Consider the following 12988-nt stretch of genomic DNA (forward strand, 5'->3'; position numbering starts at 1 on the left):
ATGATCCGTTCCGCCTTGCTGCTGGCCCTGCTGGCCGCCGTTCCCCTGGCCCACGCTGCCCCTGAACTCACCACCGTGTCCGAACGCTCGGGCTTCCAGGCCACCGGCCGCTACGATGAAGTCATCCAGCTGTGCGGCGACTTTGCCAAGGCCTATCCGAAGCAGGTAAAGTGCATCCAGTTCGGCCTCACGCCGGAAAACCGTCCGATGATGGCGCTGGTGGTCTCGGATACCGGCGCCGTCACGCCGCAGCTCGCCAGGAAGCAGGGCCTGCCGGTGACCCTGATCCAGGGCGGCATCCACGCCGGCGAGATCGACGGCAAGGACGCCGGTTTCCTGGCCCTGCGCGAAACCTTGCAAGGCAAGCTCGCCAAAGGCGCACTCGGCAAGCAGGTGCTGGTGTTCGTCCCGGTGTTCAACGTCGACGGCCACGAGCGCTTCGGCAAGTGGAACCGCCCGAACCAGCGCGGCCCGGTCGAGATGGGCTGGCGTGTCACTGCCCAGAACTTCAACCTCAACCGCGACTACCTGAAGGCCGACGCGCCCGAGATGCAGGCCATGCTCAAGCTGGTCGATGCCTGGGACCCGCTGACCTATGTCGACCTGCACGTCACCGACGGCGCCAAGTTCCAGCACGACGTCTCGATCCAGGTCGAGCCGGTGTACTCGGGCGACCCGGAATTCCGCAAGGCCGGCCTGGCCCTGCGCAGCAAGGTGATCGCCGACATCGCCAGGCAGGGGTCGATGCCGCAGTCCTACTATATGTCCTTCGCCAAGACCGACGATCCGCAGTCGGGCTTCATCGACGGCGTCTCGGACCCGCGCTTCTCGACCGGCTACTTCCCGCTGCGTAACCGCATGGCGCTGCTGGTCGAGACCCATTCGTGGAAGGACTATCCGACCCGCGTGCGCGTGACCCACAACACCGTGATCTCGATCCTGGAACAGGTCGCGCGAAACGGCAAGCAATGGCAGCAGGCCGCCCAGGCGGCGGACATGCGCGCCTCGCAACTGGCGGGCGCCCCGGTCGCGCTGACCTACCGCACCACCGACAAGACCGAGATGGTCGACTTCCAGGGCTATGCGTACACCCGCACGCCGTCCGACGTGTCGGGCATCCTGATGACCCGCTACGACGAAAGCAAGCCGCAGGTGTGGCGCGTGCCGCTGCGCGAGGAAGTGGTGCCGGACCTGGTGGTGACGGCCCCGCGCGCCGGCTACATCGTGCCGGCCGCCTGGGCCGGCATCGTGGCGCCCAAGCTGGCGCTGCACGGCATCGCCTTCCGCAGGCTGGGCAAGGCGATTGCGCAGGCGCCGGTGGAAACCTTCCGCGCCGACAAGGCGAACTTCGGCGCCAGCTCCTTCGAATCGCACCAGCGCTTGAGCGTCGACGGCGCCTGGAAGGCCGAGCCGCGCGCCGTGCTGCCGGGATCGCTGTTCGTGCCGGTCAACCAGCCGAAGGCGCGCCTGGTGGTGGCGATGCTGGAGCCGCAGGCGCCGGACTCGCTGCTGGCCTGGGGCTTCTTCAACAATGCCTTCGAGCGCAAGGAGTACATGGAAGAGTACGTGGCCGAGGACGTGGCGCGCGAGCAGATGGCGGCCGACCCGGCACTCGCCGCGGCGTTCAAGCGCCGCGTCGAGACCGATCCCGCCTTCGCCGCCAACCCGCAGGCGCGCCTGGATTTCTTCTACCAGCGCCACGCGTCGTGGGACGAGCGCTTCAGGCTGTATCCGGTGCTGCGCGCCAACGTCGCTCCCTAAGGGCTCGCTGGCCGTGGCGGCTCGCCTAGCGGAGCTGCCCGTCGAACGGGTCGCTGATGGTCTGGTTGGCGTAGTCGATGCCGCTCAGTTCGCGGTACTGCGCCAGCGTACGGACGCTGCCCAGGCCATAGGCGCCGGGCAGGCCGTCGCCCATCAGCAGCCGGTTCAGGCGCTGCTTGGCCCGCTCGATCAGGTAGCCTGATTCAAAGGCACGCCGCGCGTCGTGCTCGCCATGCCAGTGGTGGGTGGCGTAGGTAGTGCCCTCGTTCTTGTACAGGTGGTAGACCGGCGTGGTCAGCGGATGGAAGATGTCCCAGCCGCGGGTAAACGCGCGCACCGCCAGGCTCTGCTCCTCGCCATGGAAATACAGCCAGGGGTCGTAGGGCACTTCTTCCACAAAGCTGCCTGCCGCGAACAGGAAGCCGGCCGACAGGTGGCAGCCCGGCACCGGTTCGCTGGTGAACAGGTGGCGCGCCATGAAGCGCAGCACCGCGTCGTCCGGCGCCAGCCCCTTTTCCGGATGCGGACGCAGCACCAGCGCCGTGCGGCCGTCGCCCGGGCTGTACTGGGGCCTGCCGTCGACCATGTCGAAGCGGTAGGGATAGGTGCTGACGATCGGCTTGGCCGAGCGTGCGCCCAGCTTCGCATGCAGCTTGCGCAGCTGCTCGTCCCAGCCCGGTTCGAACAGGGTGTGCGAATCGACCTGCAGCAGGAAGGCTTCGCCGTCATACAGCGAGCAAGCGATGCTGCGTGCCCAGCTCACGCCCAGCGTGTCCTGCGGGTGCAGGTGCAGGTAGCGTACCTGGCGCGCGAAGGGCAGGGCCGCGATTTCCGTGCGCTGGTCCTGGAGATGCTGGTCGACCACGCCCAGCGCCAGCAGCTCCGGGCGGGCGGCCTTGGCCAGCGCGTCGTTCAGGGTGAAGAACAGCATCGGGTCCTGGTAGGACGCGATGCTGATGAAGATGGTCGGACGCATGACGGCGGCTGAGGCGCCGCTCAGGGGGCGGTTGGGGTGCTCAGCAGGACGGTGCGGACCGCGCCGCCGGCGCCCGGGCTGAGCTGGTACAGGCGGTCGTATTCGTCGTCGCCGATGTCGGCGCCGGGTGCGCCGCCGAACAGGCGGACCAGCTCCGGCAGGGTGTTCGAATGGCCCACCACCAGCACCGGTCCGGACAAGGCCTTCACCTTCTCCACCAGCGCCTTCGGTGCGCGCGGGTCGTACAACTGCACCTCGAGTCCGATGTGCCGGGCCAGCGGCTGGGCGGTCTGGCGGGTGCGTTGGGTCGGGCTGCTGAAGACCGCCGAGATCCCGGTCTTCGACAGGATGGTGGCGATCGCCTGTGCCCGCGCCTGGCCCTGGGCGGTCAGCTCCGGGTCCTGGCCCACGCTTGCCTTTTCGCCGTGGCGCACGAGGTAGACCGCGCTCGGTTCGGCCAGCGCGGCGCCGCTGGCGAGCATGGCGATGCTGAGCGACAGGCAGTGGAACAGGCGGGTGGACAGTCTCATGGAATCCTCTCGGTGCAGTGGGTGGTTGACGAATGCGCGCAGAATAGCACGCGCCGTCGGGGCATCGGTCGGCTGGGCCGGCGCCGCGTCAGGCCGCGCAGGTGCGAAAGCCGGCGAAGATGTCGTCGCGCGCGGGCGGGAAGAAATTGCGGAAGACCGGCGAGCGCATGCGCGGCGGCGTGGCGAAGGAGGCGCCGCGCAGGGTCTGGCGGCCGCCGAACCAGGGCGCCGAGTATTCGCGGTAGCGATCGGCGCGAAATCCCGGACGGGGCAGGAAGGGCGAGGCCGTCCATTCCCACAAGCCGCCCCAGGCAAAGCCCGACTGGCCGGCGCGCGCCGCCCATTCCCATTCCTGCTCCAGCGGCAGGCGCCTGCCGGCCCAGCGGCAATAGGCCTGCGCCTCGTGCAGGCTCACGTGGCGCACCGGTTCACCCGGGTCCAGGGCGATCCGGCTGCCGAAGCGACTGGCGCCCCAGTCCTGGTCGTCCTGCTGCCAGTAGCGCGGCGCGGCGCGCCCTGTCGAGCGCAGCCAGGCCAGGCCTTCATCGCTCCAGAATGCGGGCTGGACGTAGCCGCCGTCGCGCACGAAGGCCAGGTAGGCGGCATTCGTCACCAGGCCCGCATCGATGGCGAACGGCGCCACGCGGCAGGGCAAGGGCGGCCCTTCGTTGTCGAACGCGAAACCGGACTGTCTCTCCCCGAGCAGGAAGCTGCCGCCCTCGAAAGCGAGTTCGCCGGAAGGCATGGCCTCGACCGGCGGCGCCGGCGCGGGCGCGGCCAGGCCCAGGGTCTGCAGGGTGTACAGCAGGGCTTCGCCATGCATGTCCTCGTGCGCCAGCGCCAAGCGATAGGGGTAGAGCGCGCCATCGTCGGCGCCGGTCCGCGCCAGGCGTTCGCGAATGCGGTCCAGCACGGCGCGGCAATACGCCTTGAGCGCGCCCGGGGCGGGCAGGGCCAGGGTCCAGCGCGCGGCGTGCGACACCGTGTTCGAATCGAACCAGGCGTCGCCCTGCGCCAACAGGGAAGCACCGCGGGCCTCGCCCGCTGCGCTGCCCCAGGCCTCGCGCAGCACGTACCACTCGGCGAACCAGGCGGTATGGCCGAGCTCCCACAGCGGCGGGTTCAGGATGGGAAGACGGGGAACGCGCGCCGCCTCGGCGTAGCCGGCGGCGGCAAAGGCATCGAACAGGATGAGCGTGCGGCGCCGAGTATCCTGCAAGGCGGCGTCCAGCGCGGCCGGGTCCATGCTGCGAAACGATGCGTGAGCGCTGATCATGCGGGCATTGTACGGGCAATGCCTGCGCCGCTTCGGGAAAGCCGGATCAGAGCTGCGTCAGCGAGATCGTGTTGCTTGCGGGGGTCGAGCATGGCTCCTCGTCGAAAGCGATGTCGCCCAGCGGGTTCGGCAGGCCGTCGGTCCTCAGGTCGACGAAACCGAACAGGTTGCGGTCCTGCAGGTGCGAGGGCACCACGGTGCTCAGCGACGAGAACACGTTTTCCACGCGGCCCGGGTGCTTCTTTTCCCAGTCGCGCAGCATCGCCTTGATCTGCTTGCGCTGCAGGTTTTCCTGCGAGCCGCACAGGTCGCACGGGATGATCGGGAAGCCTTTTACTTCCGCATAGCGCTCGGTGTCGGCTTCCTTCACGTAGGCCAGCGGGCGGATCACCATGTGCTTGCCGTCGTCCGAGACCAATTTTGCCGGCATGCCCTTCAGCTTCCCGCCGAAGAACATGTTCAGGAAGAAGGTTTCGAGGATGTCGTCGCGGTGGTGGCCGAGGGCGATCTTGTTGCAGCCGAGCTCGTCCGCCACGCGGTACAGGATGCCGCGCCGCAGGCGCGAGCACAGCGAGCAGGTGGTCTTGCCTTCCGGGATCAGGCGCTTGACGATGCTGTAGGTGTCCTGGTTCTCGATGTGGTACGGCACGCCGAGTTTTTCCAGGTAGGCCGGCAGGATGTCGGCCGGGAAGTTCGGCTGTTTCTGGTCGAGGTTGACCGCGACGATGTCGAAATGGATCGGCGCGCGCTCGCGCAGGGTCATCAGGATGTCCAGCAGGGCATAGCTGTCCTTGCCGCCCGACAGGCAGACCATCAGCTTGTCGCCATCCTCGATCATGTTGAAGTCGCCGATCGCCTGGCCCACCAGGCGGCACAGGCGCTTGTGCAGCTTGTTGTTCTCGTACGCGATCTTGTCCGCCTTCCTGGCGGCATCCGCGTTCAGCTGGTCGAGATCCGCTTCGCTCATGCTTCTTCCTTCACCTGGAACACTTCCACGCCCACGCCCTCGCAATCCGCATAGACGTCCGGCTTCATGGTCGACACGCGTGCGGCGCGCACGCGCGGGTGGGTCAGCATCGCCTTGACCACGTCGTCGCACAGGGTTTCCTGCAGATGGATGTGACCCTTGGAAATGCGCTTGGCGATGGTGTCGCGCATGAAGTCGTAGTCGACCACTTCCGACAGCTGGTCGGCCTTCGGGGTGGACTGTTCGAGCGGGATGTAGAGGTCGACGTTGATCATGACACGCTGTTCCGCCCGCTTCTCGAAGTCATGCACGCCGATGTTGATCATCACTTCGTAGTTGCGCAGGAACAGCCGGCGGCAATCGCGCAAGCTAGGGTGGATCAGGGCGGATAACATGGGTAGAGCCTTATGAATGGTTTAGGGTAGTTCGGTCAGGAACATCACGTCGCGCTGCGAGGGCGCCAGGTGCTGGCCGCCGTCGACCAGCAGGGTGGTGCCGGTCAGCGCGCGCGCGCCGGCGGCATACACCACCGCGTCGGCAATGTCCTGCGGGGTCGAGGAGCGGCCCAGCGGCGTCATCCGGTGCGCCTTGGCAAAGCCTTCCTCGCTCTGCTCGCCCGACACCATCGTGATGCCGGGCGCCACGCCGACCACGCGCACGGTGGGCGCCAGCGCCTGTGCCAGCATCGTGGTGGCCGCGTGCAGCGCCGCCTTCGACAGCGTGTACGACAGAAAATCCGGGTTGAGATTGTACAGTTTCTGGTCCAACAAGTTGATCACCACCGACTGGCTTCCGGCCGGCGTGACGGCATGCAGGGCCTGCGCCAGCAGCAGCGGCGCCGTGAGGTTCGCCCCCATATGGCTGCCCAGCAAGGCCGGCGAAAACGTGGTGGCGCTGTCGTATTCGAACAACGATGCATTATTCACCACGCAGTTGATCAGGCCCAGTTCGGCCGCTACCCGGCCGGGCAGGGCGCGCACCGCCGCTTCATCGAGCAGGTCGCAAGGGAACAGCGCGGCGCGCCGGCCGAGGGCGCGAATGGCTGCCGCGGTGTCTTCCGCCTCGCGTTCGGAATGGCGGTAGTGCACGGCGACGTCCCAGCCGGCAGCGGCCAGGCCGAGCGCGATCGCGCGTCCCAGGCGGCGGCCGGCGCCGGTCACGAGCGCGACTTTCGGGGAAGTAGGGGCAAAATCCGTCATGGCTAGGTTGTATGCTCAGGAGCTGTGCTGGTCGAGTGCCGGTGAGTGTGCTGCGATTGTGCTGCGATTGTGCCGCGATTGTGCCGCCTGTCCCACCGGTGGTGCAGCGTTTCGCTACAATGCCGGCATGTCCCTGCCCGCACCCACCCCCGACGCCCTTGCTGCGTCCCAATCCCTGCAACACCTGATCGCCGCCGAGATCGAAGCACTCGGCGGGGCGATGGCGTTTTCACGGTTCATGGAACTGGCGCTGTATGCCCCGCGGCTCGGGTACTACAGCGGCGGCGCGTCCAAGCTCGGTGCGAGCGGCGACTTCACCACCGCGCCCGAAATCTCGCCCCTGTTCGGGGCGGCAGTAGCGCGCGCGGCAGCCGCTATTATCGCCCAAAGCGCGCCCGACATCATCGAATTCGGCGCCGGCACCGGCAAGCTGGCGCGCGACGTCATCGGCGCGCTGGCGGGGATGGGGGTGCAGCTGCGCTCGTACACCATCATCGAACTGTCGGGCGAGCTGCGCGCGCGCCAGCAGGAAGCCCTGCGCGACCTGCCGCAGGTCCGCTGGCTGGACGCCATGCCCGAGACCTTCAGCGGCGTGGTGCTGGCCAACGAGGTGCTTGACGCGATGCCGGTCGAACTCGTGATCCGCCGCGACGGCCGCTGGCTGCGCCAGATGGTCACCGTGGAAAACGGCGCCTTCGCCTTCGTGCAGCACGAGCTGCCGCCCGCGCTGGCGCGGCACCTGGCGCGCCAGGTGCCGGACGCCGAGGCGCTGCCGGACGGTTACGTTACCGAAATCCACCCGGTGGCCGCAGGCTTCATGGCCTCGCTGGCCGGCATGATGCAGGGCGGGCGCGGGGCCGCCTTCCTGTTCGACTACGGCTTCCCGGCGCACGAGTACTACCTCGACCAGCGCATGGGCGGCACCCTGATGTGCCACTATCGTCACCATGCCCACCCGGACCCGTTCTACCTGCCGGGCCTGCAGGACATCACCGCGCACGTGGATTTCACGGCGATGGCGCTGGCCGCGCAGGAAGCCGGGCTGCCGGTGCTGGCTTACATGAACCAGGCGTCCTTCCTGCTGGGCTGCGGCATCGGCGAGCTGCTGCTCGAGACCAGCCCGGAAGATGCGCTGCGCTTCCTGCCCCAGTCGCGCGCTGTTCAAAAACTGCTGTCGCCCGCCGAGATGGGCGAGTTGTTCAAGGTGCTGGTGGTGGGACAGGACGTGGACTTGCCGATTGCTATCGTGCGGGCCGACCGGACCCACCGCCTGTAGAATTTTTGACATCTTGCGTTCTGGATACAAATCCGGCTAAGCTGTACAGCCCGGAGTGTCCAGGATCGACGACGCAGGGTTAACGATTGGCAAGCGCGCACCCTTGAAAACATGGCCAAGATCCATACCCACTATGACAACCTGAAGGTCGCGCGCGGCGCGCCGGCGGAAGTCATTCGTGCGGCGTACAAGGCCCTCAGCCAGAAGTACCATCCCGACAAGAATCCGGGCGACGAAAAGGCCGCCCGCATCATGGCGATCGTCAATACCGCCTACAACACCCTGTCCGACCCGCTGCGCCGCAAGGAGCACGACGAATGGATCGCGTCGGAGGAGTGGGAGGTGGAATGGCTGGAAAGCACCGGCGCCGAAGAAAGCAGTGGACATGCTGGCCGCACGGGCCGTCCCGACGCCTGGGAGCCGCGCGCCCAGGATACCCATGCGCGTCCGCGTTCGCGCCTGATGCGCGATCCGCGCTGGTGGCTGGGCCTGGCAGCCTGCTTCGTGGCCGGCGCGGCCGCCGCCGTGTACCTGGTGGAACCGCCGCGCGCCAAGCTGCCGGCGGCCCTGGCCTGGGCCGGCAAGCCCGATCCGATCCCGAACCATGCGCCGCCGGCCGTCCGGCCCGACGAGCTCGGCACCGATGCCAGCACCGAAGGCTGGGCGCGCCGCTTCGGCGGCGAAGGCAAGGCACCGCCGCCCGAGATCAAGGCGCTGGCCGTGACCCAGCTGGTGGTGCCGGCACGCGCGCCCGATTGCGGCACCGACCTGCAAACCCTGACTGCTCCCAGCGGCGACCCTTGGCCGCTTGAATCCGGCTACCTGCCTGGCTATCCGGTCGGCAACAGCGGCGAGGAAATGCAGGTCATGATCGACAACAGCGCCAACGCCTCGCCGGTTTTCGTCAAGCTCTACGACCTGGACCGCCGCTCGAACGTGCGTCATGCTTACGTGCAGCCGGGCGCCACTTTCCTGATCGACAAGCTCAGCGCGGGCAAGTACGAAGTGCGCTACCAGAACATCGTGGTCGGCGACAGCAAGACCGAATGCCTCAACGGCCGCCGCGTACCGCTGCGCCAGGCCGCCTTCGCCTCCTGAGTTGTGGTTTTTTCTCGTCAGCAACCTCCGGTGGCTGACGCTTTTGCGCTGCCTCTCTACCCAATTTAACTATTTCGTTCCCCAGCCGTAATATACTGGACCAATGCAGCGCGCCAATGCAGCGGCTGCGCCACGCCCAACGCAGGCCAGACAAGAATCCCATGAACGAACTGGAAGGCCTCACGGCCCTGATCATCGAGCCCCACTCGGGCATGCGTGCCAACATCCACAGCATGCTCAACATGTGTGGCCTGACGCGTATCGAGCACGCCGGTTCGTCGAACCTGGCGGTCAAGCACCTCGGGCTGCGCAGCTTCGACATGGTGTTGTGCGAGTACGACCTCGAGGGCGGCCAGGACGGCCAGCAGCTGCTCGAGGACCTGCGCCACCACAAGCTCATGCCGCTGTCGACCATGTTCTTCATGGTCACCGCCGAAGGCAACCACAGCAAGGTCGTCAGCGCCGCCGAGCTGGCGCCGACCGACTACATCCTCAAGCCCTTCACCGCCGACCGCCTGCTGGACCGGATCGCGCGCGCCCTCGACCGGCGCCATGCCTTCATGCCGGTCTATACCCTGATGGAAGCGGGCGACCAGCGCGAGGCGATCGCGGCCTGTACCGAGGGCGAGCGCCTGCACCCGCGCTACGCGGTCGACTTCATGCGCCTGCGCGCCGAGCTGCACGTCTTCCTTGGGGAGCCGGACCAGGCCGAACCGATCTACCGCAAGCTCATCGAGCTCAAGGCGATCGCCTGGGCGCGCCTGGGCCTGGCCAAGACCCTGTTCCTGCGCAAGCAGTTCGACGAAGCCAAGGGAATGCTGGAAGAGCTGGTCGATAGCAACCGCAACTTCGTCGACGCCTACGACTGGCTGGCGCGCACCCATGCGGCGGTGGGCGACCTGGGCAAGTCGCAGGCGGTGCTGGCCGATGCGGTGGCGGTGTCGCCGCATGCCGTGCGGCGCCTGCGCACGCTGGGCGAGACCGCTTTCGAGGCCGGCGACACCGAGGCCGCCGAAAAAGCGCTCAAGCAGGTGGTCGCGAAGGCCAAGTATTCCGAGTTCCGCGACCCCGAAGACCATGTCAAGCTGGTACGCACGCTGGTGAAAAAGGGCGACCCGGTGGCCGCGGCCTCGGTCATCCGCGACCTCGACCGCTCGATGGGCGGGCGGCCGAATACCGTGCTGTGCAGCGCGATCTCGTCGGCCCTGCTGCACGAATACACCGGCAACGACGCCCGCCTGAGCGAATCGCTGGGCACCGCGCTGGCGGCTTCCGCCGATGCGCCGGCGCTCTCCAGCGACCTCAAGCTGGAGCTGGCGCGCACCTGCCTGGAAAACAACATGGAAGAGGGCGGCGCCGAACTGGTGCGCGAGGTGATGCGCAATGCCCAGAACGACGCCGGGGTGCTGCGCGCCATGAACGTGCTGGAAGGCGCGGGTTTTCCCGACCTGGCGCGCACGCTGGCGCAGGAAAGCCGCCAGCATGTGGTCGACCTGGTGGCCGACGGCGCGGCGCGCGCCCGCAGCGGCGACTACAAGGGGGCGGTCGGCATGATGCTGGAGGCGGCGGCCAAGCTGCCGAACAATCCGGCGGTGGCCTTCAACGCGGCGCTGGCGACCCTGCGCTGCCTCGAGCACGAGGGCTGGGACGACAAGCTCGGCCAGCAGGCGGTCGGCCTGATCGACAACGTGCGCAAGCTCGATCCGGGCAACCCGAAGCTGGGCGCCCTGTCGGCGCTGCACCACCAGGTACTGAAAAGATACGAGCGCAATGCGCAGGGGCGTCCGGTCAAGCCGGCCAGGGCCCCATCAAGATGATCCGCAAAGGCAGCAATGTTTGATTCGATTCCGCCGGAAGGCGCGACCCGCCGCGTGCGCGCGGCCCTGATGCACAAGGTGTGCGGCGACGACGAGATGTTTGCCCTGGGGGCCTCGATCGCGCGCGTGGTCGAGATGGCCTCGAGCGAGGACCAGGGCACCCACGACCTGGCCTACTACGTGGTGTCGGATCCGGCGCTCACCCAGCGCATCCTGCGCCTGTCCAACACCATCCGCTACCGCACCGCCGGGGGAACGCCCGTCACCACCATCTCGCGCGCGATCTCGCTGCTCGGCTTCGACAACGTGAAGACCACCGCGCTGGCGATGCTGCTGGTCGACGCGCTCGACAGTTCGGAACACGCGGGCAGCGTGCGCATGGAGCTCGAAGCCGCCCTGTGCGCCAGCCTGGTGGGACGCGAGATGGCCCGCCACAGCTTTTACCAGGGCGCCGAGGAAGCCGCGATCTGCGCGCTGTTCAAGAACCTGGCCCCGCTGCTCGTGGCCAGCCACGAACACGAGCGCTACCGCGAGATCGGCGCACTCGTTGCGGGCGGCAAGCATACGGTAGGGCAGGCCTCGCAGATGATCCTGGGCTGCAGCTACGACGCATTGTCGCAGGCGGTACTGACCGAATGGAAGATCCCGGACGTGATCGTGCGCGCCCAGGCTACGCTGGGGCCCGCCAGCCTGCGGGTGGCGGCCAATCGCGGCGAGTGGATGCGCCAGGTGGCGGCTTTCGGCCTGGATATGGCGCGCCTGCTTGCCGAGACCCACGAGCCGGACGGCACGCCCGCGGCGCAGGCGCTGCTCGGGCGCTACGGCGAAGCGCTCGACCTGGACCGCGCACGCATGGACGAGCTGATGGCATCGGTACAGGAAGGCATGCGTGGCCTGCTCGAGAGCATGAACATGCAGGCCACGCCCAAGAGCGCGCCGCGCGAAGGCCAGGGCTTGCCGAACGTCTTGTTGCTGGCCACCCTGGATGCCGGCGAGGAGGAGCAGGAGGGGGCCCATCCGAGCGGCAAGCCGAAGAATGCGCGCGAGCTGCTGCTGGCAGGGGTGCAGGACGTGACCCAACTGCGCGCCTCGGGCAGCAAGGTCAACGAGGTGGTGCTGGCGGTGCTCGAGACCTTGTACGGCGCGCTGGGCTGCCGCTTCGCCACCATTTGCCTGAAAGACGCGAAGAGCGGGCAATACCGTGCGCGCCTGGCGCTGGGCGAGGACGGCGCCGAACTCCAGGCCGGCTTCGCTTTTCCGCTGGCATCGAATCGCGACCTGTTCCACCTGGCCATGGAGAACGACGCCGACCTGATGATCTCGGACGCGTCGAGCCCCAAGATCCGCGACCTGCTGCCCGACTGGCACCGCCAGTTGCTGCCGGACGCGCGCAGTTTCATCGTGCTGCCGCTGGTGGTGGGCAAGGTGCAGCTGGGGCTGTTCTATGCGGACCGCAGCATGACGGCGCCGGAAGGCGTGCCGCCCGATGAAACCGCCCTGATCAAGGCGCTCAAGGGGCAAGTATTGGCGGCGCTGGCGCCGTGAACACCCGCGATTTCCCCATTCCCTGCAATTCGCGCAAAATCACCCTTGTGGTTTTGCATTCCTCCCGTTACAATCACGCCCCGAAGCAACGCTGCTATGCGAAGCAGACAAAGTCTGCAGAAACTTAGTTGACAACACGTTGAGCTTGCTTCATACTCTGCGGTTCTTCGCGGTGGGGTGGCCGAGTGGTTAAAGGCAGCAGACTGTAAATCTGCCCTCTCTGAGTACGCTGGTTCGAATCCAGCCCCCACCACCAAAAAGAAGAGTCGTGAAGCGAATTGAAAGAAGTTGTACCTCGCGGGTGTAGCTCAATGGTAGAGCAGAAGCCTTCCAAGCTTACGACGAGGGTTCGATTCCCTTCACCCGCTCCAGTTAAGTGCGGTGTCTTTTCTAGCCGCAAAAATAAGCCCTTGTAGCTCAGTGGTAGAGCACTCCCTTGGTAAGGGAGAGGCCACGTGTTCAATCCACGTCAAGGGCACCAGAATTTTGTACGGCAGTCCGCAGCGCTTGTCCGTCAGTCGTGCCTGGTAATTCTCAAAAAAA

Annotated in this window: 11 protein-coding genes and 3 tRNA genes; 8 read left to right on the forward strand and 6 right to left on the reverse strand. The window is 67.1% G+C overall.

Annotated features, from left to right (window positions below; all coding sequences use genetic code 11):
- Positions 1–1761, forward strand: a complete 1761-nt coding sequence (locus IM543_02520) for a M14 family metallopeptidase (GenBank protein ID QOY94803.1) — start codon at positions 1–3, stop codon at positions 1759–1761.
- A 25-nt stretch (positions 1762–1786) separates the two neighbouring features.
- Here IM543_02520 and IM543_02525 read toward each other — a convergent pair whose 3' ends face one another.
- The 6 genes from IM543_02525 to IM543_02550 form a co-directional block, all read right to left on the reverse strand.
- Positions 1787–2737, reverse strand: coding sequence for a hypothetical protein (locus IM543_02525; protein QOY94804.1), 951 nt, complete (start codon positions 2735–2737; stop codon positions 1787–1789).
- A 20-nt stretch (positions 2738–2757) separates the two neighbouring features.
- Complete coding sequence (locus tag IM543_02530) at positions 2758–3267, reverse strand: histidine phosphatase family protein (protein QOY94805.1); 510 nt, start codon at positions 3265–3267, stop codon at positions 2758–2760.
- 88 nt (positions 3268–3355) lie between these two features.
- Positions 3356–4543: an ergothioneine biosynthesis protein EgtB gene (gene egtB, locus IM543_02535; protein QOY94806.1), complete on the reverse strand. Its 1188-nt coding sequence runs from the start codon at positions 4541–4543 to the stop codon at positions 3356–3358.
- A gap of 46 nt (positions 4544–4589) precedes the next feature.
- Complete coding sequence (gene ttcA, locus IM543_02540; protein QOY94807.1) at positions 4590–5510, reverse strand: tRNA 2-thiocytidine(32) synthetase TtcA; 921 nt, start codon at positions 5508–5510, stop codon at positions 4590–4592.
- Complete coding sequence (locus IM543_02545) at positions 5507–5905, reverse strand: dihydroneopterin aldolase (GenBank protein ID QOY94808.1); 399 nt, start codon at positions 5903–5905, stop codon at positions 5507–5509. The genes ttcA and IM543_02545 overlap by 4 nt, the downstream gene beginning before the upstream one ends.
- Positions 5906–5926: 21 nt before the next feature.
- Positions 5927–6709: an SDR family oxidoreductase gene (locus IM543_02550; GenBank protein ID QOY94809.1), complete on the reverse strand. Its 783-nt coding sequence runs from the start codon at positions 6707–6709 to the stop codon at positions 5927–5929.
- A gap of 127 nt (positions 6710–6836) precedes the next feature.
- Here IM543_02550 and IM543_02555 point away from each other — a divergent pair, with 127 nt between their 5' ends.
- The 7 genes from IM543_02555 (at position 6837) to IM543_02585 (ending at position 12926) form a co-directional block, all read left to right on the forward strand.
- On the forward strand, positions 6837–7985 hold the full coding sequence (locus tag IM543_02555) for an SAM-dependent methyltransferase (GenBank protein ID QOY94810.1): 1149 nt from the start codon (positions 6837–6839) through the stop codon (positions 7983–7985).
- A 111-nt stretch (positions 7986–8096) separates the two neighbouring features.
- Complete coding sequence (locus IM543_02560; GenBank protein QOY94811.1) at positions 8097–9083, forward strand: DnaJ domain-containing protein; 987 nt, start codon at positions 8097–8099, stop codon at positions 9081–9083.
- A 161-nt stretch (positions 9084–9244) separates the two neighbouring features.
- Entirely contained in the window at positions 9245–10900 is a 1656-nt protein-coding gene (locus IM543_02565) for a tetratricopeptide repeat protein (protein QOY94812.1), read from the forward strand.
- A gap of 15 nt (positions 10901–10915) precedes the next feature.
- Entirely contained in the window at positions 10916–12445 is a 1530-nt protein-coding gene (locus IM543_02570; GenBank protein QOY94813.1) for an HDOD domain-containing protein, read from the forward strand.
- Between the two features lie 171 nt (positions 12446–12616).
- Positions 12617–12701: transfer RNA gene (locus IM543_02575), tRNA-Tyr, on the forward strand.
- Between the two features lie 41 nt (positions 12702–12742).
- A tRNA-Gly gene (locus IM543_02580) sits at positions 12743–12816 on the forward strand.
- A gap of 35 nt (positions 12817–12851) precedes the next feature.
- Positions 12852–12926, forward strand: a tRNA-Thr gene (locus IM543_02585).
- Positions 12927–12988: the final 62 nt, after the last annotated feature.

The organism is Massilia sp. UMI-21, assembly GCA_015277795.1.
Classification (GTDB): domain Bacteria; phylum Pseudomonadota; class Gammaproteobacteria; order Burkholderiales; family Burkholderiaceae_D; genus Telluria.